The organism is Delftia sp. JD2, from assembly GCF_001682645.1.
Taxonomy (GTDB): domain Bacteria; phylum Pseudomonadota; class Gammaproteobacteria; order Burkholderiales; family Burkholderiaceae_C; genus Comamonas; species Comamonas acidovorans.
The window spans coordinates 39411-65324 of record NZ_LFJT01000034.1 but is presented as its reverse complement, the minus strand read 5'-3'; the positions used below and the strand labels follow the sequence as shown (position 1 = coordinate 65324).

The window sequence follows — 25914 nt, the reverse complement described above, 5'->3', positions numbered from 1 at the left end:
GGCCGAGGCCGAAGCCGCCGCCGCGCGCGCCGCGCAGGCCGCGCCCATTTGGGCCGGCACACCGCCCGCCGCCCGTGCCGACGCGCTGGCCCGCGCCGCCGACCTGCTGGAGCAACGCAGCCAGCCTCTGATGGGCCTGATCATGCGGGAGGCAGGCAAGACCCTTTCCAACGCCGTGGCCGAGGTCCGCGAGGCCGTGGACTTCCTGCGCTACTACGGCGCCCAGGCGGCCGCGCATTTCGACAACGCCGCGCAGCGCCCGCTGGGCGTGGTGCTGGCCATCAGTCCCTGGAATTTCCCCCTGGCCATCTTCTGCGGACAGGTGGCTGCGGCCCTGGCCGCCGGCAACACGGTGCTGGCCAAGCCTGCCGAGCAGACACCGCTGACGGCCGCCGCCATGGTGGCCCTGCTGCACGAGGCTGGCGTGCCGCGCGACGCGCTGCAGTTGGTGCCGGGCACGGGCGAGACCGTGGGCGCGGCCCTGGTGGCCCATGCCCAGGTGGCGGGCGTGATGTTCACGGGTTCCACCGAGGTGGCGCGCCTGATTGCACGCCAGCTGTCCCGCCGCCTGTCGCCTGCAGGCCGCACCATTCCACTGATTGCCGAGACTGGCGGCCAGAACGCCATGGTGGTGGACTCCTCGGCCCTGGCCGAGCAGGTGGTGGCCGATGTGCTGGCCTCGGCCTTCGATTCGGCCGGCCAGCGCTGCTCTGCCCTGCGCCTGCTGTGCCTGCAGGACGAGGTGGCCGACCGCACGCTGACCATGCTGCGCGATGCGCTGCAGGAGTGGAACCTGGGCAACCCCGACCGCCTGAGCACCGATGTGGGCCCCGTGATCGACGACGCGGCGCGCCGCCAGATCGAGCAGCACATAGAGCAGATGGCCGCGGCGGGCCAGAAGGTCACCCGCGTGGAACGCAAGGACGGCGTGCTCAACGGCCACTACGTGGCCCCGGCCCTCATCGAGATCGACAGCACCACGCGCCTGCAGCGCGAGGTCTTCGGCCCCGTGCTGCATGTGATCCGCTTCAAGCGCGAGCAGCTGGACGCGCTGGTCGATGGCATCAACGCCACCGGCTACGGCCTGACCTTCGGCGTGCACAGCCGCATCGACGAGACCATTGCCCACCTCACCCAGCGCGTGCATGCGGGCAACATCTATGTGAACCGCAATGTGATCGGCGCCATGGTGGGCGTGCAGCCCTTTGGCGGCATGGGCCTGTCCGGCACCGGCCCCAAGGCCGGCGGCCCGCTGTACCTGCACCGACTGGCGCAGGGGCCGGCCAGCGCGGCGCTGTCCGTCTTTGTGCGGGCCGAGTCGGCCGCCCAGGCACCGCTGCAATTGCTGGGCCTGCTGCGCGAGACGCTGTCCAAGGCACCGCCCCAGGACATGTCCGCCGATGAGCAGGTGCAGGCCCTGGCCGCCTGCGACGAGGCCCTGGCCGCCTCGCGCCTGGACGCCGCCATGCTGCTGCCCGGCCCCACGGGCGAATCCAACCGCTACCGCCTGCTGCCGCGCGGCCCCGTCTGGGCACTGCCGCGCACGCCGCTGGGCCTGGTGGCCCAGGTGGCAGCAGCCCTGGCCAGCGGCAACGCCTGCCATGCCGTGCTGCCCGACAACGGAACAGGCGCCGACAGCGGCTGCGCCGCCACCTGGCAGGCGCTGCGCGCCGCTGCGGGCGATGCCGGTGTGCCATGGCTGCACAGCGCCAGCGCCGACTCCCTGGCCGATTCGGCAGCGCCCATGGCGGCCTTGCTGTTCGAGGGCGACGGCGACGCCCTGCTGCAGGTCTGCGCCCAGGTCGCCGCGCGCGACGGTGCCCTGGTGCGCGTGGAAAGCCGCAACAGCGACGAGCTGCATGCGGGCCGCGGCTATGACCTGGCCGCGCTGCTCCACGAGCAATCCATCAGCACCAATACCGCCGCCGCAGGCGGAAACGCTCAACTGATGACCATGGCTTGAACCGCCGGGGCCGGCACAACCGGCCCCTGGCAAGCGCCCCGCACCACCCGAAAAAAACACGACCAACGCAGGACACTTCAATGCAATTCAACTGGAACGACCCGACGGCGATCATGTTCGCCATCTACCTGGTCGCCATGCTCGGCATCGGCGCCATCGGCTACTTCAGCACCAAGAATCTTTCCGACTACATCCTGGGCGGCCGCAGCCTGGGCAGCTTCGTGACGGCGCTGTCGGCCGGCGCCTCGGACATGAGCGGCTGGCTGCTGATGGGCCTGCCCGGCGCCATCTACCTGTCGGGCCTGTCGGAAGCCTGGATCGCCATCGGCCTGATCCTGGGCGCCTACCTGAACTGGCGCCTGGTGGCGGCGCGGCTGCGCCTGTACACCGAGCGTGCCGGCAATGCGCTGACCCTGCCCGACTACCTGGCCAACCGTTTCGAGGACCACTCCAACGTGCTGCGCATCGTGACGGCCGTGGTGATTCTGGTGTTCTTCACGCTGTACTGCGCCTCGGGCGTGGTGGCGGGCGCGCGCCTGTTCGAGAACATGTTCGGCATGCCCTACAGCACGGCCCTGTGGGTGGGCGCGCTGTGCACCATCGCCTATGTGTTCATCGGCGGCTTCCTGGCCGTGAGCTGGACGGACACCATCCAGGCCTCGATGATGATCACGGCCCTGATCCTGGCGCCCGTGATCGCCTGGCTGGCCGTGCAGGGCCATCTGCAGCCGGGCCAGGACCTGCACGCCATCGTGGCGGCAGAGAAGTTCGACCTGTTCCGTGGCGCCAGCTTCGTGGGCGTGGTCTCGCTGCTGGCCTGGGGCCTGGGCTACTTCGGCCAGCCGCACATCCTGGTGCGCTTCATGGCGGCCTCGTCGGTGCAGACCATTCCCTCGGCCCGCCGCATCAGCATGACCTGGATGATCCTGTGCCTGGCCGGCGCCGTGGCCGTGGGCTTCATCGGCATCCCGTACTTCGCGGCCAACCCCGGTGGCGCCGCCGCCGTGAACGCCAATGCCGAGACGGTGTTCATGGAGATCACCAAGCAGCTGTTCAACCCCTGGATCTCGGGCGCGCTGCTGGCAGCCATCCTGGCGGCCGTGATGAGCACGCTGTCGTGCCAGCTGCTGGTGTGCTCCAGCGCGCTGACCGAAGACATCTACCGCACCTTCCTGCGAAAGAACGCCAGCCAGATCGAACTGGTCTGGATCGGCCGCGCCATGGTGCTGCTGGTGGCCTTGATCGCCATCGCCATCGCCAGCAACCCCGACTCCAAGGTGCTGGGCATGGTCAGCTACGCCTGGGCCGGCTTCGGCGCCGCCTTCGGCCCGGTGATCATCCTGTCGCTGTTCTGGAGCCGCATGACGCGCGGCGGCGCGCTGGCCGGCATCATCACCGGCGCCGTGACCGTGCTGGTGTGGAAGCAGTTCGGCTGGCTGGGCCTGTACGAGATCATCCCCGGCTTCATCCTGGCCTGGCTGGCCACGGTGGTCGTCAGCCGCATGGGCCCTGCGCCTTCGCAAAGCATCCTGAAAGCGCATGCGGCGGTGGAGAGCGAGTTCGAGCGGATCGGGGCACGCTGAGCCGTGCGCACGAAGACGGCACCCCTGCCATGACGCAAAACGCCCGATGCCTGCGCCTCGGGCGTTTTTGCTTTGATGCACGCACTCGAAAGGCCATACAGCCGCTTTACGCCTTCGGCATGCCTGTATAAAATTTTATACAAGGATCTTCCATGGAGCAGGACAAAGACATCCGCTGGGTCGGATCCTCATACGACGATCTGCGGGACTTTCCCGCAGGCCCCAGGCGAGATGCGGGCTTTCAGTTGAGCAAGGTTCAGGCAGGCCAGGAACCGGAGGACTGGAAACCCTTCGACGACGTGGGCGCCGGGACACGGGAGATCCGCGTGAGGGACGCCAGCGGAGCGTTCCGGGTGATGTATGTGGCCAAGTTCGAGGAAGCGGTCTATGTATTGCACTGCTTCCAGAAGAAATCACAGGTGACAAGCCGGCACGACAAGGACATCGCATCGGCGCGCTACCGTGCCGTGGTCCACATGAGAAAGGCCAACAAATGAAGATCGATACAGAAATCCGCCATGTGACCAAGGCGAAGGCAAACCTCTTTCTGGAGTTGGGCTTTCCTGAAGACGAGGCATTGAAGCTGCAAGCTGCATCGCGCCAGCAGATCAACGACACCCATCTTCTCAAGGAGCAACTGATGGCGGAGCTGGCGCAATGGATTGCACAGCATCACCTGAAGCAGTCAGACGCGGCAGAGATCCTGATGGTGTCCCGCCCGCGCATCTCGGATGTGGTGAACAGAAAGACTGCAAAGTTCACCATTGACGCCCTGGTTGAAATGTTGAGCCGCGTGGGAAAGCCGGTGCGTCTGTCCATTGGTTGATATGCCGATCGCTGCCCACGACATCGCCAAATCAGATGCACCTCAACGCACATGACGAGCGCTTTGTACGTGGTCGCCACAAGGGGAGTGGTCACTACAATCCAGGGGCTCTTTTTTTCATCGCCGGGCCGCCCCAGGATGAAAAGCGGCCCCCTGCGGGGGACCGCAGACCTTGCCCTGCAAGGGGAGCGTGGGGGCCATTTTTCAACACACAACAAGTGAGACTGCCGCTATGCAAATGATCCGCCGCACCCTTCTTTCGACCTGCGTGGCCGCCATGGCGGCTGCTTCGGCTGGCGCCGTACTGGCCCAGACCAAGGAGGTCAAGGTGGGCTACGCCCTGGCCGTGAATTCGCACTACGGCGCGGCCGCCCAGGCCTGGGCCGATGCGGTGGAAAAGGGCACGAACGGCGCCTACAAGTTCAAGCAGTTCCCCGCGTCCGCCCTGGGCGGCGAACGCGAGCTGATCGAGGGTCTGCAGCTGGGCACGGTGGAGGCGGCCATCGTCTCCACGGGCGCCATCAGCAACTTCGTGCCCGATGTGGGCGTGGTGGACATTCCCTTCCTGTTCCGCGACACGCAGCATGCACGCGCCGTGCTGGACGGTGCCTTCGGCCAGGAGCTGCTGGCCAAGTTCAGCAAGCGCGGCCTGGTCGCGCTGGCCTGGGGCGAGCAGGGCTTTCGCCACCTGTCCAACAACAAGCACGCCGTCAACGGCGTGGCCGATCTCAAGGGCCTGAAGATCCGCGTGACCGAGAACCCCGTGCACATCACCGCCTTCCGTACGCTGGGCGCATCGCCCACGCCCATGTCCTGGCCCGAGGTGATCGGTGCGCTGCAGCAGGGCACGATCGACGGCCAGGAGAACCCGATCTCGGTGCTGGCCTCGGCCAAGCTGTGGCAGGTGCAAAAGCACCTGACGCTGACCGCCCATGTGTACGCGCCCATGGCCCTGCTGGTGTCGCCCTCGTTCTGGGGCACGCTGAACGACAGCCAGAAGGCGGCCTTCACGCAGGGCGCCAAGTCGGGCGCCATCGCTTCGCGCGTGTTCGTGGACACGGTGGAGAAGAAGGGCGTGGAAGAGGCCAAGAGCCACGGCATGCAGGTGGTGGAGAAGGTGGACCAGGCTGCCTTCCGCACCGCGCTGGAGCCGGCCTACAAGGAATACGCGAAGAAGTTCGGCCAGAAGACGCTGGACACCATCGCCAACGCCAAGTAATCCTTCCTGCCACGGGCGGCCTGCCCGTGGCACCGGGCAGCCGCTGCGGGCAAGCCCCATGGCCCCGCACGGCGCCCACGCCGATGATCTGACCTCCGACGGCAGCCCGGCCCTTGCGCCACTCCCCTCCTGCCCTCGCCCACTCCTATGCTCAACCGAATCGAACGCGCCCTTGTGGCCTGCAACCGCTGGCTGCTGATCGTGCTGTTGCTGGCCATGGCCTGCATCGTGTTTGCCAATGTGGTGCTGCGCTACACCACGGGCGACTCCATTGTCTGGGCCGAGGAAGTGGCCCGGCACATGATGATCTGGGTCACCTTCCTGGGCGCGGGGCTGGTGCTGCGCTTCGGCGGCCATGTGGCCATCGACAACCTGCACCGCTCGGTGGGCACGCGCAAGGCGCAGTGGCTTCGCCGCCTCGTGGTGCTGGGCGTGGGCCTGTTCTGCGCGGTGATGGCGGTGGCCTCGTCGCAGTACGTCTGGGCCACGCGCTTCCAGACCACGGCGGCCACGGACATTCCGATCTCCTTCGTCTACGCGGCCATGCCCGTGGGCTTCGTGCTGATGCTGGTGCATCTGCTGTTCATTGCGCGCGGCTACGTGGCTGATGGCTCCTTCGCCGAATCCGACGAGATGGATGCCGACGCAGCCGCGTCGATCTGATCCACCAGGCAGACACATCATGGGTATCACGCTTTTCATCGCCATCATCGTCCTGCTCACGCTGGGCTTTCCGGTGGCCTTCGCGCTGGCGATCTCCGCCGCACTGGCCGTCTTCGTGGGGGGCCGCTATCCGCAGCTCATCGTATTCAAGGAGATGTTCACGGGCATAGACAGCTTTCCGCTGATGGCCGTGCCCTTCTTCATCCTGGCGGCCGAGCTGATGTCGGGCGGGGCGCTCACGCATGTGCTGCTGCGCTTTGCCGCACAGTTCGTGGGCCATCTGCGCGGCGGCCTGGGCTATGCCAATGTGCTGTCGCTGACGCTGTTCTCGGGCATTTCGGGCTCGGCCCTGGCCGATGCGGCCGGTCCCGGCTCGATGATGGTCAAGATGATGGACAAGGCCGGCTATGCACGCTCCTACGCGGCGGCGCTGACGGCCAGCACGGCCATCGTGGGGCCCATCATTCCGCCGTCGGTGAGCATGATCATCTACGCGCTGCAGGATGAGAACGTGTCGGTGGGCGGGCTGTTCATGGCCGGCTTCATTCCCGGCATCCTGATCGCGCTGGCCATGGCCGCCGTGAACTGGTGGGTGTGCAGGAAGCGCGACTACCGCTCCACCGAGCCGCGCCCTGACGGCCGCACGATGTGGATCAACAGCTTCAAGGCGATTCCCGCGCTGATGCTGATCGTGCTCATCGTGGTGGGCATCCGCTTCGGCATCTTCACGCCCACCGAGGCGTCGGTGGTGGCCGTGTTCTACGCCCTGGTCTGCGGCAAGTGGGTGTACCGCACGCTGCAGTGGTCGGCGCTGCCGGGCATTGCGGCGCGCTCGGCCATGCTGACGGCCTCGGTGTTGCTGGTGATGGCGACTTCGGCCGCCTTTGCCTGGGTGCTGACAGTGGAGGGCATTCCGCAGTACCTGTCCGAGCTGATCGTGAGCTGGGAGCTGTCGCCCACCCTGTTCCTGGTGGCGGTGAACATCCTGCTGCTGGTGTTCGGCATCTTCATGGAGCCGCTGCCCGGCGTGATGATCCTGGTGCCCATCCTGGCGCCCATTGCGTTCAGCCTGGGCATCGATCCCACGCACTTCGCCATGGTGGTGATCGTGAACCTGACGCTGGGCATGATCACGCCGCCCGTGGGCGGGCTGCTGTTCGTGACCTCGGTGGCCACGCGCGTGTCCATCACCGATCTCACGCGCGAGATGCCGCTGTTCCTGCTGGCCCACTTCGTGGTGCTGTGCCTGCTGACCTTCATCCCCGCGCTGTCCACCTGGTTGCCGCATACGCTGGGCTTCCAGTGACGACAAGGGCCTCTTGAAGAGGCCCTTTTTTTCGGATTCAGAACAGCAGGCCGGCCATGCGCTGGGCCGTTTCCTTCAGGTGCGGCAGGCCCTCCAGCGCCTGCGCCAGCGGCATGCGCGCCTCGGGCGCATGCACGGCCAGCGTGGCGCGGCACTGGCCCTTGGTATCGCGTACGGGCACGGCCACGGCGATCATGCCGCGCATGAATTCCTCGCGATCGCAGGAGTGGCCTTCGCGCACGATGCGCGCGCACTCCTGTGCCAGCGCCTCGGGCGTGGTCAGCGTGTTGGCCGTGCAAGCGGTGAGTTCCACGCTGTCCAGAATGGCGGCGCGCCGGGCCGCAGGCATATGGGCCAGGAACAGCTTGCCGCTGGCCGTGGCGTGGATGGGCACCATCGATCCGGCCTCCAGCTGGATGCGCAGCGGCCAGTGGGTCTCGACACGGTCCAGGTAGCGCACGCGCGTGCCGTCCAGCACGGTGAGGTTGCAGGTCTCGCCCAGACGGGCCACCAGCTGGGACAGCAGCTCATGGCGCAGGGCCTGGCGCGGGTCGGCTTGCAGGGCGCGCACGGCCAGGCTCAGCAGCTTGGGGCCCGGGGAGAAGCTGCGGTCACCCTCATGGCGCAACAGCCATTGCCGCGCCTCCAGGTGGGAGCACAGGCGCGAGGCCGTGGCCTTGGGCAGGTTGAGCGCGGCTGCGATGTCCATGAGGCCTGGCGGGGCCTCGGCCTGGGTCACGAAATCGAGCACGGCCAGGGAGCGATCGGAGACCGAGTTCGCTTCGTCCTGCCGTGCAGGGGTGGGGTCCGGGGCAGCGCTGGCAAGGGATGGCGGCATAGGGCGGTGTCGTGTCGTGTGGAAGGCCGGAAACGCTTTCGATCATGCCTGATCGCCAGGAGGCGGCAAGGGTTTGCGCGGGGTTGCAGTCCACGGCGGCAACGAATAAGTTTCACCCAAAGGAACAGATAGTTCCTTCAAAAGAAACTCAAAAGGAGCCACCGCATGCCGAACCCCATCGACAGCTATGACTACGTGATCGTGGGAGCAGGCTCTGCCGGCTGCGTGCTGGCCGCGCGCCTGTCCGAGGACCCGGCCACGCGGGTGCTGCTGCTGGAGGCCGGCCCGCCGGACCGCTCGCCCTGGATCCACCTGCCCATCGGCTACGGCAAGACCATGTGGAGCCCCGTCTACAACTGGAAGTTCGAGACCGACCCGGACCCCAACATGAACGGCAGGCGCATCTACTGGCCGCGCGGCCGCACGCTGGGCGGCAGCAGTTCGATCAACGGCCTGATCTACGTGCGCGGCCAGCGCGAGGACTACGACCACTGGGCGGCGCTGGGCAATGCGGGCTGGTCGTATGAGGAGGTGCTGCCCTACTTTGTGAAGTCCGAAGGCAATGCGCGCGGCGCCTTCCCGGGCCATGGCGCGGACGGGCCGCTCAAGGTCTCGGACATCGGCGCACAGCATCCGCTGATCGAGGCCTTCATTGCCGGTGCAGGCCAGGTCGGCGTGCCCCGCACCGAGGACTTCAACGGCCGCGACCAGGAGGGCGCAGGCTACTACCAGCTCACCACCCACAAGGGCCTGCGCTGCAGCACGGCCAAGGCCTATCTGGGCGAGGCCCGGCGCCGCCCCAATCTGCGCATAGAGACCGATGCCATGGCCACGCAGCTGGTAGTGTGTGGCCGGCGCGCCACCGGCATCCGCTACCGGCAAGGCGGGCAGGAGCGCCAGGCCCAGGCGCGGGCCGAGGTGATTCTGTCGGCAGGCGCCATCCAGTCGCCGCAGCTGCTGCAACTGTCGGGCATCGGCCCGGCCGCGCTGTCGCAGTCTCTGGGGATTCCCGTGGTGCACGATCTGCCGGGCGTGGGCGAGAACCTGCAGGACCATCTTCAAATCCGCCTGGGCTACGAGTGCAGCCAGCCCATCACCACCAATGACCAGCTCAATTCCTGGGTGGGCAGGACCAAGCTGGGGCTGGAATGGCTGCTGTTCCGCTCGGGCGCGCTGGCCGTGGGCATCAACCAGGGCGGCTGCTTCATGCGTGCGCTCAGGGACGAGCAGGGCCGGCCCGTGGCGGCCACGCCCGACATCCAGTTCCACGTCTCCACGCTGTCGGCCGACATGGCAGGGGGGCAGGTCCATCCGTACTCGGGCTTCACCATGTCGGTCTGCCAGCTGCGGCCCGAGTCACGCGGGCAGTTGCGCATCCGTTCGCGCGATGCCTTCGAGCCGCCTTCCATCCAGCCCAACTACCTGGCCACCGACCTGGACCGCCGCACCAACGTGGCGGCCGTGCGCGCGGCACGCGCCATTGCCGACACGCCGGCCATGCGCCCCTTTGTGAAGCGCGAGGTCAAGCCCGGCCCCGATGCGCACAGCGATGCTCAACTGCTGGAGTTCTGCCGCAACCACGGCGCCACCATCTTCCACCCCAGCGGCACCTGTCGCATGGGGAGCGACGCCCTGGCCGTGGTCGATGCGCGGCTGCGCGTGCACGGCATGGCCGGCCTGCGCGTGGTCGATTGCTCGGTCATGCCCACCCTGGTCTCGGGCAACACCAACGCGCCCGTGGTGATGATGGCCGAGAAGGCCGCCGACATGGTTCGCGAAGACAGGCACGGAGAGACAGGGCAGCTCAAGGTCGCATGACTGCCCGTTCCTGCAATCCCGGCAATGCGACAGACAACCAGGAGACAGCATGACGACGGCAACCGATCCCAAGGTCATCCGCAAGGTGGTGACCTCCGCGCTCATCGGCGCAACCATCGAGTGGTATGACTTCTTCCTGTACGGCGTGGTCGCCGGCATCGTGTTCAGCAAGCTGTACTTTCCCAGCGATGATCCGCTGATCTCCACGCTGCTGGCCTACACCACCTTTGCCGTGGGCTTCGTCACGCGGCCGCTGGGCGGGGTGATCTTCGGGCACTTCGGCGACCGCGTGGGGCGCAAGAGCATCCTGGTGGTCACGCTGATGATCATGGGCGTGTCCACCTTCCTGATCGGCCTGCTGCCCACGCATGCGCAAATCGGCGTGGCCGCCCCCATCCTGCTGCTGCTGTTGCGCGTGGCCCAGGGCATAGGCCTGGGCGGCGAATGGGGCGGCGCCGTGCTCATGGCCTACGAATACGCGCCCAAGGAAAAGCGGGGCTTCTACGCCTCCCTGCCCCAGGTGGGCCTGGCCATCGGCCTGTTCATGGCCTCGGGCGTGGTGGCCCTGCTGTCCTGGCTGTGTACGGAAGAGCAATTCATGGCCTGGGGCTGGCGCGTCGCGTTCCTGATCTCGGGCCTGATGGTGGCCGTGGGCATGTACATCCGCCTGCATGTGAAGGAGACGCCCGAATTCGCAGCCGTCAAGGCACGCAATGCCGAGACCGCAATTCCCTTCATGGACATGATGCGGCGCTATCCGGGCAATGTGCTCAAGGGCATGGGCGCACGCTATATCGACGGCGTTTTCTTCAACGTCTTCGGCGTGTTCTCGATCAGCTACCTGACCTCCACGCTGCAGATCAGCCGCACCGACGCATTGATCGGCGTGATGGTCGCCGCCGTGGTGATGTGCTTCACGATTCCGCTGTTCGGCCGCCTGTCCGACCGCATGGGCCGCAGCCGCGTGTATCTGTGGGGATCGCTGATCACCGCGGTCTCGGCCTTCCCGGCCTTCTGGCTCATGGCCCACAGCGGCGGCAATGTGCTGCTGATATGGATCGCCATCGTCGTGCCCTTCGGCATTCTCTACGCGGCGGTCTACGGTCCCGAGGCGGCCCTCTTCTGCGACCTGTTCGACGCCAAGGTGCGCTACACCGGCATTTCCTTCGTCTACCAGTTCTCGGGGATCTTCGCGTCCGGCATCACGCCCATCATTGCGACGGCGCTGGTCAAGACGGCCGGTGGCAGCCCATGGCTGGTGTGCCTGTATGTGGTGTTTGCGGGAGCGGTATCGGCCTGGTGTGCCTGGGCGATTGGGAGGGATGGGGGCCGGCAAGAGAGCTTTGCCAGTATGAAGCCCTTGGTCAGATAGCCCATTTGTCTTGCGGTGCAGCTGCAAGGGTCCGAGATCAAAGCTGCCGATCGGGCAGCTTTTTCGCATTGAACGATAGACCGCATCCACGCCCGCCTTGCCGCCATAGAGCCGTCTTGGTTTAGGATGGCGCCAGTCCGCAAAGGCAGCCATCAACGGCCAGGCCCGCATGGCAAAAGATTCCGGCAGATTCACCCTCCATATCGCAACCGCATGTCAGGCAGGCATGCACTATCAGGTATCACCTTGGCTGCATGATCTATAAAAATATACAAATACTGCGATTCATTGCCGCATTTCTCGTGGTTCTGCACCATACGCTCCCGCCCACTGTGCACCCGGCCCACTACGCAAACATCCCGACCTGGATCACCGAGATTTCCGTCTACGGCTTCGCCGGTGTCGATATTTTCTTCGTCATCAGCGGCTTCATCATGGCCGAGACCACGCGCTCCATGCAGCCCGGAGCCGGCACGGCATCCGGCTTTGTCTTCCGGCGCTTTCTGAGAATCTACAGCGGTTACTGGCCAGCCCTCCTGCTGATGCTTTTTCTCAGCATCTGGCTTGGCATTTTCAATGGACCAGAAATCAGCCACTGGAAGTCATTTCTGCTGCTGCCCCAGGATTTTTATCTGCTCAGTGTCTCATGGACGCTGACCTACGAGCTGTATTTCTACCTGCTGATTGGCACCATGCTCTGCTTCACGCGAAAGCAGGCCGTTCCCGTGTTCCTTGCTTTGCTGCTGGCATTCGTGGTCATTGTTGCCGTGCAATTCAATCTGGGTGTTTATCGATCGGCAACGCCTAGGGAAAACAATTTTCTCTTGAATGTTTTTCTGACATCTCCGCTGATCATTGAATTCATTGCTGGCTTTCTGCTGAGCGAGTGGATTCATAGAAAACCCGGGCAGTCCATTGCAGCATGGTCCCTATTCACCACCATGGCACTGTGCGCCAGCATATGGATGCAGAAATATGGCGGCCTCATGGGCGTGGGTATGGCGGCATTTCTCTACTATCCCGAACGGGTGATGCTGTTTGGCAGCACGTCCCTGGGCCTGGTGGCACTGGCCGCGCTGCTGCCCTCGTCCGGCAGCCTGTTGAGCCGCTTCTTCTGCAAGCTGGGTGATGCCTCCTATGCGCTGTACCTGCTGCACATTCCCTTGCTGGTCATTCTATACAGCCTGCTCTTTCCCAAGATCCCGGGCCTGCTGTGGATAGGTGGCGGAAAGCTCTCGCTGCTTGTCTACCTGGTGTCGGTCGTGATCTGTTCCTTGCTCTACTTCAAATTCCTCGAGAATCCGCTGCATAAAATATCGAGAAGAGCGTCCAGCATGTGGCTGCGCAGTGCTGAATCCTCCAGGACATGCACTGTTTGAGATATTCCGCCATCTGGCTTCATCAAGCAGTCACCTCACCAATCCGCCAAAGCCCTCGGGATCTTCCAAGAGATCTTCCGCAACTGGCGGCTTTCGTTGAAAATCCATTCCCGGTGAAATCCTTCGCAGACTTCGCCGTTCACCAATAGAGAGGGACTCATGTTCAAAAAAATACTGGCTGCGGCCACCTTGCTGGGCTGCGGCCTGGCGCACGCGTTCATGCCCAGCAACGGCACCTGGGTGGTGACGTCGGAACTCAATGGCAAACCGGGCCGCGGGCTGGCCATCGATGCACAGAACGGCACGCTGGTCATGCAGATGTATGCCTACGAGCCCAGCGGCCAGCCCACCTTCTACATGACCTCGGGCGCGCTGACCAACAACCGCTTTGCCGCTCCGCTGATCCGCTACAAGGGCGGCCGCTATCTGGGCAGCGGCCCGATGTCGGGCTCCGAAGACCGGAACATGGGCCAGGTCAGCATGCGCTTCACCAGCGGCGTTTCGGGTTTCATCACGCTGCCCGGCGAGCAGGAAGTGGCGATTTCGCGTTTCAACTTCGGTTACCCCGCCGTGGCATCCAGCCTGCGCGGAATCTGGGCGCTGACTTCGTTCGGCAGCGAAGGCGTTTTCTCCGAAGTCGTGAATATGCAGTTGCAGACACCCGCCACGGCGAACGGAAATGGCCTGATGGAAACGGCAGACCGGCTGTTTGGCTGCGAACACCAGATCCGGGGCAATCTGGCGGGCGGCGTGCTGTGCGTGAAGATCACCAGCTCTGGCCAGTTGCTGCGTTCCTACTACTTCGTCTACAGCGTGAACGAGGGTGAAGGCAGTTCCCGCACCAATGGAACCCGCCCCGAACAGGTGATGGTTGCCAAGCGCCTGCTTGACCCGAAGGGCGTGGGCACAGGCATCGTCTACGCGGCCGATGCACCCGTGGACCCAGTGCCCACCGTGCTGCACGACATCATCGAGAACCTGTCCTTCAACGCCGCACCTCTGCCAGCCGAGCAGGAGTGACGCCCCCGCTGCCGGCTACCCCTCAGGGCAGCGCCGGCAGCTGCTCCGCATGCCGCAGGTCCACATGCGCCTGCAGGAAGTCGAGCACGGCGCGCGTGCGCGGGGGCAGGCGGTCGGGCTTGCCCAGGTAGACGGCATGGATGGGCTCCAGGTCGCCCGTGTTGAATTCCTCCAGCACGGGCACCAGCCGGCCGGCGAGCACGTCGGCCCAGGCGTGGTACAGCGACAGGCGGGCCAGGCCCGTGCCGTGCAGCGCCAGCTCGCGCATCACATCGCCGTCGTTGACGCGCACCACCTCCCCGATATCGACGGCCACGCGCTGGCCGTCCACCAGAAATGGCCAGTGCGGTATGGCGCGCTGGTAGCTCCAGCCCAGGCGCACATGGTGGCCCAGTTCGTCTGGATGCAGCGGCCTGCCCATGCGGGCCAGGTACTGCGGTGAGGCCAGGATGACCTGCCGCGTGTGGCCCAGCAGCCGCGCCACCATGTCCGAGGGCGGAAGCTGGCCCCAGCGCACGGCGATGTCCGTGCCGGCCTCGACCAGGTCCACGATCTGGTCCGTGAAGCTCAGTTCCAGGCTCAGCCCGGGATGGCGCTGCAGCAATTGCGGCACCAGGGGCACGAGCAGCATTTTTCCGGTCGATGAGCTGGTGTTGATGCGCACCAGGCCGCGTGGTTCGCTGCGCACGGCCACGCAGGCCTCCAGTTCCTCCAGGTCGGCCAGCACGCGCTTGCCGCGCTCGAACAGCTGGCAGCCTTCGGGCGTGAGATGCAGGCGCCGCGTGCTGCGCTGCAGCAGCTGCACGCCCAGGCGCGCCTCCAGCCGCGACATGCTCTTGCTGACGGCCGAGGGCGAGATGCCCAGGTGGCGTGCAGCGGCCGAGAGGCTGCCGCGCTCGGCCACCAGGATCAGCATTTCCAGCTCGGCAAAGCGGTTGGCATCGGCGTTGCCTGTATCGGTGGCCGTGGGTGGGGCAAGTGCGGGCATGGCGTCTCCTGAAAAGAGGTCATCTATTCCACACAGGAACAGATCCGTTTCCATTATTCCATCTACACAAAGGTATATTGCAGTGCGACATTAATGGACATCACACCAAGGATCACAAGGAATCCGTCCATGCCTCTTTCCCTACTCGCCCTGGCGGCCGGTGCCTTTGGCATCGGCACAACGGAATTCATCATCATGGGCCTGCTGACACAGGTCAGCCAGGATCTTCACATCAGCATTCCCACGGCGGGCTCGCTGATTTCGGGCTACGCCATCGGCGTGGCCGTGGGCGCGCCGGTGCTCACGCTGCTGACGCGCCAATGGCCGCGCAAGCGCCTGCTGCTGGCGCTGATGCTGATCTTCATCGCCGGCAACCTGGCCGCCGCGTTCGCGCCCAGCTATGAATGGCTGATGTCGGCGCGCGTGCTGACCTCGCTGACCCACGGCACCTTCTTCGGCGTGGGCGCCGTGGTGGCCACGGGTCTGGTGCCGGTGGACAAGAAGGCGTCGGCGATTGCGCTTATGTTCTCGGGCCTGACACTGGCCACCCTGCTGGGCGTGCCTGCCGGCGCCTGGATCGGCCAGATGTTCGGCTGGCGCAGCGCCTTCCTGGCCGTTGCCGCGATCGGCGTGCTGGCCTTTGCCATCCTGGCCGCCTTCGTGCCGCGCGACCAGGGCCGCCCCGAGGTCACGCCGCTGGCGCAGGAGCTTGCCGTGCTGGCCAACGGCCAGGTCTGGCTGGGCCTGGGCATCACGGCCTTCGGCTTTGCGGGCGTGTTTGCGCTCTACACCTATGTGGAGCCGCTGCTGACCCAGGTGACCCGCATGGGCGACAGCCTGGTGGCACTGACCCTGCTGCTGTTCGGCGCGGGCCTGGCCGCAGGCAATCTGCTGGGCGGCAAGCTGGCCGACCGGGGCGTGATGCGCGCCCTGGTGTGGAGCATTGCGGCGCTGATGGTGGTGCTGGCGGCAGGCCGCTGGGCCTTCGGGAACCAGGCCGTTGCCATGGCCTATGTGATCGTGCTGGGCATCGTGGCCTTCGCCACGGTGGCCCCCATGCAGATGCGCGTGCTGGACCAGGCCGGCCCCCAGGGCGCCAACCTGGTCTCCAGCCTGAACATTGCGGCCTTCAACCTGGGCAACGCCCTGGGTGCCTGGGTCGGCGGCCTGGCCCTGGCCGGTGGCCTGGGCCTGGTCAACCTGGGCTGGGCCGCCGCCGCGCTGACGGCCGTGGGCCTGGTGCTGGTCTTCTGGAGCAGCCGCCTGTCCGCAGGCTCCGCACGCAGCGCAGGCGTGGCCTGCGCCTGAGGCTCAACGGGCCAGCACGGGCTTGAGCGCCTTGCCCGTGTGCGTGCCCGCAGCCACCAGATCCTCGGGCGTGCCGGCCGCAATGATGCGGCCGCCGTCCTTTCCGCCTTCGGGGCCGAGGTCGATGATCCAGTCGGCCTCGGCGATCACGTCCAGGTCATGCTCGATGACGACCACGCTGTGGCCCGCATCCACCAGGCGGTGCAGCACACGGATGAGCTTGTCCACATCGGCCATGTGCAGGCCCACCGTGGGTTCGTCCAGCACATAGAGCGTGTGCGGCGCCTTGTTGCCGCGCCGGGTCACATCGTCGCGCACCTTGGTCAGCTCGGTGACGAGCTTGATGCGCTGGGCCTCGCCGCCCGACAGCGTGGGCGAGGGCTGGCCCAGCGTGAGATAGCCCAGTCCCACGTCCTTCAGCAACTGCAGCGGGTGGGCGATGCTGGGCATGCTGGCGAAGAACTCGACGGCCTCGTCCACCTCCATCTGCAGCACGTCGCCAATGCTCTTGCCGCGCCAGGAGACGGCCAGGGTCTCGGGGTTGAAGCGCGCGCCGTGGCAGACCTCGCAGGGCACCTTCACGTCGGGCAGGAAGCTCATCTCGATGGTGCGCATGCCCTGGCCCTCGCAGGCCGGGCAGCGGCCTTCGCCGGTGTTGAACGAGAAGCGGCCGGCCGCGTAGCCGCGGGCCTTGGCCTCCAGCGTTTCGGCATAGAGCTTGCGGATGGTGTCCCAGAAGCCGATGTAGGTGGCCGGGCAGCTGCGCGGCGTCTTGCCGATGGGGGTCTGGTCCACTTCCAGCACGCGGTCAATGCCCTCGAAGCCCTGCAGGCCCTTGCAGCCGGACAGCGCAGGCGCCTTGCCGGCGTCCATGGCATCGCGCCCGGCCTTGGTGGCGCGCTGGCCCACCCAGGCGGCCACATTGGCCAGCATCACGTCGCGCGCCAGCGTGGACTTGCCCGAACCGCTGACGCCCGTGACGGCCACCAGGCGCTTGAGCGGCACGCGCGCATCCACGTTCTGCAGGTTGTGCAAGTGGGCGCCGCGCACGGTCAGCCAGCCCAGTGCGTCGGAGGCGGGTTCGGCTTCGACAACGACAGGCGCGGCCTTCTTTTTGGATTTGGATACCTTGACAGGCGCGGGTTCCGGCACCGGTTCGGCCACGGCGGCAAGCTCGGCGGCCGCCTGCGGCGGCTGGCCTTCGCCCACCCAGCGGCGCGGCTGGAACGGGTGGCGCATGGCATGGAGCAGGTAGCGGCCCGTGATGGAGTCCTCGGCCGCCATGATGTCCGCCGCCGTGCCCTGGGCCACGAGGCGGCCGCCGCGTATGCCGGCGCTGGGGCCGATGTCGATGATGTGGTCGGCGCGGCGGATGGTGTCCTCGTCATGCTCGACCACGACCAGGGTGTTGCCCTTGTCGCCCAGCTTGTGCAGGGCGTTGAGCAGGATCTGGTTGTCGCGTGCATGCAGGCCGATGGTGGGTTCGTCCAGCACATAGCACACGCCCTGCAGGTTGCTGCCCAGTTGCGCGGCCAAGCGGATGCGCTGGGCCTCGCCGCCCGACAGCGTGGGCGCGCCACGATCCAGCGTCAGGTAGCCCAGGCCCACTTCCTCCAGGAATTCGAGGCGGCTCTGGATCTCGGGGATGAGGTCGCGCGCAATGTCGGACTCGCGTCCGGACAGGGCCAGCGCCTGCACCCATTGGCGCACGTCGTTGACCGACAGCTGGGCGATCTCGGCAATGCCCACGCCATGGAAGCGCACGGCGCGCGCCGTGGCGTTCAGGCGTGTGCCCTGGCAGGTGGGGCAGGTCACTTCGGCCAGGTCTTCGATTTCCTGGCCTTCGAACTTGACCTCCCGGCCCCGGTTGTCCTCGACCAGCAGGGTGTCGTCATAGACCTTGCGCTGGTCCTTGGTGAGCTTGACGCCCGTGCCCACGCAATCGGGGCACCAGCCGTGCTTGCTGTTGTAGGAAAACAGGCGCGGGTCCAGCTCGGCATAGCTGGTGGCGCAGACCGGGCAGGCGCGCTGGGTGGAGAACACCTGCAGGCTGCCGATGCCGGCCGTGCTCCGGCCGCCGGCCATGGCATCGGCCAGGTTGTCCAGGCCGGACAGCACATGCAGCACGCCCTTGCCTGTTTCCAGTGCCTGCGCCAGGTGGCCGCGCAGTTCGCGCTCGTTGGCCGCCGTGACGGTGACGCTGGCCACGGGCAGTTCGATGGTGTGCTCCTTGAAGCGGTCGATGCGCGGGAATCCCGTGGTGGGCAGGAATTCGCCGTCCACGCGCAGATGGGTGTAGCCGCGCGGGCGCGCCCAGTCGGCCAGCTCGGTGTAGACGCCCTTGCGGTTGACCACCAGCGGCGCCAGCAGGCCGATGGTCTGGCCCCTGAACTGCGTGAGCAATTGGGCCGCAATGCTTTCCGCCGTCTGCGGCTGTACGGCGGCGCCGTCGTGGATGCAGTGCTGCGTGCCCAGCTTGACGTAGAGCAGGCGCAGGAAGTGCCAGACCTCGGTGGTCGTGCCCACGGTGGACTTGCGCCCGCCGCGCGACAGGCGCTGCTCGATGGCCACGGTGGGCGGAATGCCGTAGACCGCATCCACCTCGGGCCGGCCCGCAGGCTGGACGATGGAGCGCGCATAAGCGTTGAGCGACTCCAGGTAGCGGCGCTGCCCTTCGTTGAACAGGATGTCGAAGGCCAGCGTGGACTTGCCCGAGCCCGAGACGCCCGTCACCACGTTGAACTTGCCGCGCGGAATCTCCACCGACAGCTGCTTGAGGTTGTGCTCCTTGGCGTTGACGATCTCGATGGCATTCCTGGCCGCGGCGCCCGACATGGCATGCGCCTTGCGCTGGCTCTTGTAGAGCATGGGAGCGACCTCGCGCACGGCCTCGCCGCCCACGCCCATGGCCAGGTCGTACTCGCGCAGCGCCTGGGCCGTGTGCGAGCCGGGAATCTGGCGCACTTCCTCGGGCGTGCCCTGGGCCACGATGGCGCCGCCGCCGTCGCCGCCTTCGGGGCCGAGGTCGATCAGCCAGTCGCTGGCGCGGATCACGTCGAGGTTGTGCTCGATGACGATCAGCGAGTGCCCGGCCTCCAGCAGCTTGCGCAGCGCGCGCATGAGCTTGGCGATGTCGTCGAAGTGCAGGCCCGTGGTGGGCTCGTCGAACAGGAACAATGTGCCCTTCTTGGCAAGCGCCTGCTTCGACTTGGCCTGGGACTTGGCCGCCTCGGCCAGAAAGCCCGCGAGCTTGAGGCGCTGGGCCTCGCCGCCCGACAGCGTGGGCACGGGCTGGCCCAGCTTCACGTATTCAAGGCCCACATCGACGATGGGCTGCAGGGCGCGGATGACCTCGCGGTCCTGCGCGAACAGCAGGGCCGCTTCGGCCACGGTGAGTTCCAGCACATCGGCCACGTTGAGCTTGCGCGGCTGCAGCTCGCCGGCCGCGTGGCGCTCGATCGTGACTTCCAGGATCTCGGGGCGGTAGCGCGTGCCGTTGCAGTCGGGGCAGCGCAGGTAGACGTCGGAGAGGAACTGCATCTCCACATGCTCGAAGCCCGAGCCGCCGCAGGTGGGGCAGCGGCCGTCGCCGCTGTTGAAGCTGAACTTGGCGGCCGTGTAGCCGCGCTGGCGCGACAGCGGCGCAATGGCGAACAGCTCGCGAATGGAGTCCCAGGCGCCCACGTAGCTGGCCGGGTTGGAGCGCGCCGTCTTGCCGATGGGCGACTGGTCCACGAACATCACGTCGCTCAGGTGGTCAGCGCCCAGCAGGCGCTCGAAGGCGCCGGCCGCATCCGTGGGCTTGCCGAAGTGGCGCATCAGCGCGGGCACCAGCACGTCCTGGATCAGCGTGGACTTGCCCGAGCCGCTGACGCCGGTGATGGTGACCAGGCGCTGCAGCGGAAAGTCCACGTCGATGCTGCGCAGGTTGTGCTCGCGCGCGCCTTCGAGGATGAGGCGCGGCGTGGATTCGGTCACCATGCGCTTGAGGCCGAAGCCCACCTGCTTGCGGCCGCCCAGGTAGGCGCCGGTCAGCGTGTCGGCATGGCGCAGGTCCTCGGGCGTGCCGTCGAACACGATCTGGCCGCCGCGCGCGCCAGGGCCGGGGCCCATGTCGATCATGCGGTCGGCGGCGAACATCACGGCCGGGTCATGCTCGACCACGACCAGGGTGTTGCCCGCATCGCGCAGGCGCTGCATGGCCTCGGTGATGCGTTCCATGTCGCGCGGGTGCAGGCCGATGCTGGGCTCGTCGAGCACGAACAGGGTGTTGACCAGCGAGGTGCCCAGGGCCGTGGTCAGGTTGATGCGCTGCACCTCGCCGCCCGACAGCGTGCGGCTCTGGCGGTCCAGCGTGAGGTAGCCGATGCCCACGTCGCACAGGTACTGCACGCGCGCCATGATTTCGGCGTGCAGCATCTTGAGCGCCTGGGCCTCGCCGTCATGCAATGGGGCGTCGACTGCCGGCGCCAGCTGCTGGAAGAAATCACGCAGCCGCACCAGGGGCAGCTGCATCAGGTCGTGCAGGCACAGGCCCGGCAGCGCGTCCAGCTGCTCGCGGCTCCAGGCCACGCCCTTCGGCATGAAGCGGCGGTAGCGGCCTTCGTCGCCGGGCGGCAGCACGGCATCGGCGGCCTGCTTGCCGCCCAGGCGCCACAGCAGGCTTTCGGTCTTCAGGCGCGCGCCGCCGCAGGTGGGGCATTCGGTATAGCTGCGGTACTTGGACAGCAGCACCCGGATGTGCATCTTGTAGGCCTTGCTCTCCAGGTATTCGAAGAAGCGCTTGATGCCGTACCAGGTCTGGGTCCACTTGCCGTTCCAGTTGGGCGAGCCGTCCAGCACCCAGCTCTTTTGCGCGTCGGTGAGCTTGGCCCAGGCCGTGTCGCGCGGGATGCCTTCGGCCTCGGCGTGGCGCATCAGGTCGTCCTGGATCTCCTTCCAGGCCGGTGTCTGCACGGGCTTGATGGCGCCCGTGCGCAGGGTGAGCTTGTCGTTGGGAATGACCAGCCCCCAGTCCACGCCGATCACGCGGCCAAAGCCCCGGCAGGCCTCGCAGGCGCCCACGGCGGAGTTGAAGGAGAACAGCGAGGGAATCGGCTCCTGGTAGCTCAGGCCGCTTTCGGGGCAGTGCAGGCCCAGCGAGAACTTCCACAGCTGGGGCTCGGTGGGCTGGTCACCTGCGGCTTCCACGGCGGATTCAGGCAGCACATAGACCGTCATGTGGCCGCTGCCGCGCTTGAGCGCGACCTCGATGGCCTCGTAGGCGCGGGCACGCTCCACATTGCCCAGGCGGAAGCGGTCGGCCACCACGTCCAGCATCTTGACCTTGAGCGGTGCGGCGGCCTTGGCCTTCTTGCCCTTGGCGTCGGCGGCAGGTTCCACGGCGCCGGCCTTCTCGGCCTCGCGTTCGGCCTGGACCTTGGTGAAGCCGCTGGCCGACAGCCATTGCTCCACCTCGGCGGCCGTGGTGTTGGCGGGCAGCTCGACGGGGAAGGTGATGGCGATGCGCGGATCACCGGCCTGCCGGCAACGCTCGGCCAGTTCCTCCAGTACGCTGTCGGGCGTGTCGTGGCGCACGGGCACGGCGGTGTCGCGGTCGAACAGCTGCGCCGCACGCGCGAACAGCAGCTTCAGGTGATCGTTGAGCTCGGTCATCGTGCCCACGGTGGAGCGCGAGTTGCGGACGGGATTGGTCTGGTCGATGGCGATGGCCGGCGGCACCCCCTCCACACGGTCCACGGCCGGCTTGTCCATGCGGTCCAGGAACTGGCGCGCATAGGCCGAGAAGGTCTCGACATAGCGGCGCTGGCCTTCGGCATACAGGGTATCGAACACCAGGCTGGACTTGCCCGAGCCGCTGGGCCCCGTGACCACGGTCAGCTCGCCGGTACGGATGTCGAGATCCAGGTTCTGGAGATTGTGCTGGCGTGCGCCGCGAATTCGAATCAGACCGTGCGTCATGGGTGTTCTGTGGTCAGTGGGAGCCAAACATTCTAGGCAGTCCATGCGTCAGGCATCAGACGCTTCTCAATACCTGTATTTTCATACAGGTTAAACAAAAAGATACCCCCTCAACGCATCCGCGCGACCATAAAAAAACCCCGGAACCAGTCCGGGGCTCGTGCCTCTTGCCGAGGGCTTACTTGGCCATCTGCACGGAGGCAGGCATGGCCTGCTCACCCGGCACACCCTTCACCTGGGTGACGGCCAGCAGCGACACGACAACAAAGGCCAGGCAACCGGCCGCGATGATCCTCATGGTTTTTTCCTTGATCAGGCTGTGAAAAGACGAGCCCAGACAAAAAGGCCCCGCACCTTTCGGTACGAGGCCTGATATGGCAGGCAGGTGCTGATTGGAACAGACCTGCTTTGCTCGCGGCTTACGCCGCGCGGCGATCAGAATGCGTGACGCACGCCCAGCGCGAAGGAGGAGAAGTCCGCGCCCTTCACACCGGTCATGTAGTTGGCGCCGGCCTTGTTGTCCACCTTGGTGTAGTAGCCGTAGACCTTGGTGCGCTTGCTCAGGTTGTAGTTGTAGCCCAGGGTCCACTGGTTGGCACCGGAGTCGGCAATGTTGCTCCACTTGTTGGCGTGGCCCAGGTTCACGTGGAACTCGGAAGCGCCCAGGGTGTACATGCCCGACAGACGGAAGTTGTTGCGCGTGCCGCGGATCTGCTCGTCGTTGCGCTGGTAGTAGCCACCGACCACGAACTGGCCGAAGGTGTAGGCAGCGCGGAAGGCGGCCTGCTTGTCTTCGTCCACCTGGCTGTAGCCGGCGCCCAGGGCCAGAGGGCCCACGTCGTAGTTGACGGCCAGGTCATAGCCGTTCTTGCGGGCGGGCGTGGCCTTCTCGTGCATGGAGACCGAGCCTTCGACCGTCAGGCCACCGATGTTGGGGGTGGTGTAGGAGATCTTGTTGGCGGTGCCCAGGCCGCTGGCGAACCAGACGGGATCGAAGTACAGCGCGTCGGACGAGGTACCCGTGTCATGGTTGTGCATGCTCACGTAGTCGGCCGTGGCGAAGTACGAACCGGGGAAGAAGTTGCCCATGCGGATCTTGCCGAAGCTGCCCGACAGGTTCACTTCGCTCTGACGGCCGAAGGTCAGCGCGCCCGTGGAGGAGGAACCCATGCCGGTGTCGGAAGCGAAACCGCTTTCCAGCACGAAGCCGGCCTTCAGGCCGCCGCCCAGATCTTCGACACCGCGCATGCCCCAACGCGAGGAGTTGTTCTCCATCTTGTTGACGGTCTGGTCACCGATCTTTTCGCGTTCGATGGTCGTGTTGATACGGCCATAAATCGTCACGCTGCTTTGCGCCATCACGGTGGTGGAACCCAGCACGGCCAGCACGGCCAGGGCAACGCGGTTCATCTTGATCATCTCGGCATCTCCTTGGGATTGTTGAGTGGGTATTCTTGAAATCTCAGGGCCGACTCCGGCTCTAGATCAGTGCCATTTGCGGCTGCTGCGGATTCTAGGTGCGGGCATGTCAAAAAATGTATGCCCGCCTCTGAAAATGCGCCATCTGATGCTTTGCTGCCACAGGCATGACATGGAAAACCATTAGAAGCACCCAAAGAAAAAGCCCACGGCAAACCGCCATGGGCTTTCATCAATGCAGAGCCGCAAAACACCGCCGGATACTGCGCATACCGCATGCAACCGGCGCGGCCCAACTCAGAGACGCCGAGCAAGAGCCGCCTCGCGGCGATGGCGTCGTCCCCCTCCCGCGAAACGAGAGAGGGGGAAGGCGCGTCAGCGCCTCAGGGGGAGCCCTCAATCATTCGCGTAGATATCCACATCCTTGGTCTCGCGCAGGAACAGCGTGCCGATGATGGCCGTGGCGCCTGCAATGACGATGGGATACCAGAGGCCGCTGTACATGTTGCCGGTCTGGGCCACGATGGCGAAGGACATGGTGGGCAGCAGGCCGCCGAACCATCCATTGCCGATGTGATACGGCAGGCTCATGGAGGTATAGCGGATGCGCGTGGGGAACAGTTCCACCAGCATGGCGGCGATGGGCCCGTAGACCATGGTCACGAGGATGACCAGGTAGGTCAGGATGGCGACCATCATGACCTTGTTCATCTTCGCGGGGTCGGCCTTGGTGGGGTAGCCGTCCTCGGCCAGCACCTTGGCCACGGTCTTCTTGAACTCGGCGTCCTTGGCCTTGGCTTCCTCGGGGCTCAGGCCCTTGATGGAGAACGAGGGGATCTCGGTGCTGCCGATGCGGATGAAGGCCGTCTTGCCGGGCGCTGCGTCCTCGGAGTCATAGCTGACCGAGCCTGCGGCCAGCAACTGCTTGGCCACGTCGCAGGAGCTGGTGAACTTGGAGGTGCCCGTGGGATTGAACTGGAACGAGCATTCCTTGGGATCGGCGACGATGACCACCTTGTTCTTGGCCTGTGCCGCAGCCAGGTCGGGGTTGGCCGCTTCGGTCAGCGCCTTGAACACGGGGAAGTAGGTCACCACGGCCAGCACGCAGCCCAGCATGATGATGGGCTTGCGGCCTATCTTGTCGGACAGCGAACCGAAGATCACGAAGAACGGCGTGCCGATGATCAGCGCCGCCGCGATCATGAGGTTGGCCGTCACCGCATCGACCTTGAGCTGCTGCGTCAGGAAGAACAGTGCATAGAACTGCCCCGTGTACCAGACCACGGCCTGGCCGGCGGTCAGGCCGATCAGCGCCAGGATCACGATCTTGAGGTTGCGCCATTGGCCGAAGGACTCGGTCAGCGGGGACTTGGAGACCTTGCCCTCGGCCTTCATCTTCTGGAAGGCCGGCGACTCGGACAGCGTCATGCGGATCCACACCGAGATGCCCAGCAGCACGATGGACAGCAGGAAGGGGATGCGCCAGCCCCAGTCCGCAAAGGCCTGCTCGCCGATGGAGGTGCGCACGCCCAGGATCACCAGCAGCGACAGGAACAGGCCCAGCGTTGCCGTGGTCTGTATCCATGAGGTGTAGGCGCCGCGCTTGCCGTGCGGCGCATGCTCGGCCACGTAGGTGGCCGCACCGCCGTACTCGCCGCCCAGGGCCAGGCCCTGCAGCATGCGCAGGCCGATGAGGATCACCGGCGCCGCCACGCCGATACTGGCGTAGGTGGGCAGGATGCCGACGATGAAGGTCGACAGGCCCATGATCAGGATGGTCACGAGGAAGGTGTACTTGCGCCCGATCATGTCGCCCAGCCGCCCGAACACCAGTGCGCCGAAGGGCCGCACGATGAAGCCGGCCGCGAAGGCCAGCAGCGCGAAGATGAAGGCCGATCCCGCATCGAGCCCGCTGAAGAATTGCTTGGCGATGATGGCCGCCAGCGATCCGTAGAGATAGAAGTCGTACCACTCGAAAACCGTGCCTAGCGACGAGGCAAAGATCACCTTGCGTTCTTCCGGAGTCATGGGCCGCGGGGTCGCCTTGACCCCCGCGCCTTGCGATGCGTTGATAGCCATGTCTGTCTCCTTGATTTATTGAATATTTAGCGGGCTTGCCATAGGCCCGCCGATTCACTATCCGCCTGCCTGCTGACGCGAATCTGACTCACCTCTTACAGAAATTGACGGCGAACTGAACGATTTCTTACTAACTCAGCAGCAACCCTGATGCCGTCTTTTTCCATGTGAA

At 65.9% G+C, this 25914-nt stretch carries 17 protein-coding genes; 12 read left to right on the top strand and 5 right to left on the bottom strand.

The window, feature by feature from the left end; translation table 11 throughout:
* From ACM14_RS18670 to ACM14_RS18640, 7 genes are all read left to right on the top strand, one after another.
* Positions 1 to 1963 (top strand): L-glutamate gamma-semialdehyde dehydrogenase (locus ACM14_RS18670; RefSeq protein ID WP_065346961.1); only part of this gene is annotated, 1963 nt, incomplete at its 5' end.
* An 80-nt stretch (positions 1964 to 2043) separates the two neighbouring features.
* Positions 2044 to 3546, top strand: a complete 1503-nt coding sequence (putP, locus tag ACM14_RS18665; protein WP_012207739.1) for a sodium/proline symporter PutP — start codon at positions 2044 to 2046, stop codon at positions 3544 to 3546.
* 152 nt (positions 3547 to 3698) lie between these two features.
* Positions 3699 to 4043 carry a type II toxin-antitoxin system RelE/ParE family toxin gene (locus ACM14_RS18660; protein ID WP_013800422.1) on the top strand — a complete coding sequence of 115 codons (345 nt, stop codon included), beginning with the start codon at positions 3699 to 3701 and terminating at the stop codon, positions 4041 to 4043.
* The gene (locus ACM14_RS18655; protein WP_013800421.1) at positions 4040 to 4372 is read left to right on the top strand and encodes a helix-turn-helix domain-containing protein; all 333 of its coding nucleotides are present in this window, start codon (positions 4040 to 4042) and stop codon (positions 4370 to 4372) included. The genes ACM14_RS18660 and ACM14_RS18655 overlap by 4 nt, the downstream gene beginning before the upstream one ends.
* A 232-nt stretch (positions 4373 to 4604) precedes the next feature.
* Entirely contained in the window at positions 4605 to 5591 is a 987-nt protein-coding gene (locus tag ACM14_RS18650) for a TRAP transporter substrate-binding protein (protein WP_016450058.1), read from the top strand.
* 147 nt (positions 5592 to 5738) lie between these two features.
* Entirely contained in the window at positions 5739 to 6254 is a 516-nt protein-coding gene (locus tag ACM14_RS18645) for a TRAP transporter small permease (protein ID WP_043820239.1), read from the top strand.
* Positions 6255 to 6273: 19 nt separating this feature from the next.
* Positions 6274 to 7560 (top strand): TRAP transporter large permease, encoded by a 1287-nt coding sequence (locus ACM14_RS18640; RefSeq protein ID WP_013800418.1) that lies wholly within the window; start codon positions 6274 to 6276, stop codon positions 7558 to 7560.
* 37 nt (positions 7561 to 7597) lie between these two features.
* Here ACM14_RS18640 and ACM14_RS18635 read toward each other — a convergent pair whose 3' ends face one another.
* Complete coding sequence (locus ACM14_RS18635) at positions 7598 to 8398, bottom strand: IclR family transcriptional regulator (protein WP_065346960.1); 801 nt, start codon at positions 8396 to 8398, stop codon at positions 7598 to 7600.
* Positions 8399 to 8563: 165 nt separating this feature from the next.
* Between ACM14_RS18635 and ACM14_RS18630 the strand changes: the two genes are divergently transcribed.
* From ACM14_RS18630 to ACM14_RS18615, 4 genes are all read left to right on the top strand, one after another.
* On the top strand, positions 8564 to 10216 hold the full coding sequence (locus ACM14_RS18630; protein WP_065346959.1) for a GMC family oxidoreductase: 1653 nt from the start codon (positions 8564 to 8566) through the stop codon (positions 10214 to 10216).
* Between the two features lie 49 nt (positions 10217 to 10265).
* Positions 10266 to 11588 (top strand): MFS transporter, encoded by a 1323-nt coding sequence (locus ACM14_RS18625; protein WP_065346958.1) that lies wholly within the window; start codon positions 10266 to 10268, stop codon positions 11586 to 11588.
* 254 nt (positions 11589 to 11842) lie between these two features.
* A complete protein-coding gene (locus ACM14_RS18620) occupies positions 11843 to 12967 on the top strand; it encodes an acyltransferase (RefSeq protein ID WP_065346957.1) in 1125 nt (374 codons plus the stop codon).
* A gap of 159 nt (positions 12968 to 13126) precedes the next feature.
* Complete coding sequence (locus ACM14_RS18615) at positions 13127 to 13987, top strand: hypothetical protein (protein ID WP_065346956.1); 861 nt, start codon at positions 13127 to 13129, stop codon at positions 13985 to 13987.
* 22 nt (positions 13988 to 14009) lie between these two features.
* On the opposite strand, the gene ACM14_RS18610 is transcribed toward ACM14_RS18615, so the two are convergent.
* Positions 14010 to 14975, bottom strand: coding sequence for a LysR family transcriptional regulator (locus ACM14_RS18610; RefSeq protein ID WP_034397367.1), 966 nt, complete (start codon positions 14973 to 14975; stop codon positions 14010 to 14012).
* A 129-nt stretch (positions 14976 to 15104) separates the two neighbouring features.
* Between ACM14_RS18610 and ACM14_RS18605 the strand changes: the two genes are divergently transcribed.
* Positions 15105 to 16283, top strand: a complete 1179-nt coding sequence (locus ACM14_RS18605) for an MFS transporter (RefSeq protein WP_043820249.1) — start codon at positions 15105 to 15107, stop codon at positions 16281 to 16283.
* Between the two features lie 3 nt (positions 16284 to 16286).
* Here the strand turns inward: ACM14_RS18605 and uvrA are convergent, their stop codons facing one another.
* From uvrA to ACM14_RS18590, 3 genes are all read right to left on the bottom strand, one after another.
* The gene (uvrA, locus tag ACM14_RS18600) at positions 16287 to 22244 is read right to left on the bottom strand and encodes an excinuclease ABC subunit UvrA (protein ID WP_065346955.1); all 5958 of its coding nucleotides are present in this window, start codon (positions 22242 to 22244) and stop codon (positions 16287 to 16289) included.
* Positions 22245 to 22679: 435 nt separating this feature from the next.
* Positions 22680 to 23663 carry a porin gene (locus ACM14_RS18595; protein WP_013800410.1) on the bottom strand — a complete coding sequence of 328 codons (984 nt, stop codon included), beginning with the start codon at positions 23661 to 23663 and terminating at the stop codon, positions 22680 to 22682.
* Positions 23664 to 24059: 396 nt separating this feature from the next.
* Positions 24060 to 25742, bottom strand: a complete 1683-nt coding sequence (locus tag ACM14_RS18590) for an MFS transporter (RefSeq protein ID WP_012207752.1) — start codon at positions 25740 to 25742, stop codon at positions 24060 to 24062.
* Between the last annotated feature and the right edge of the window lie 172 nt (positions 25743 to 25914).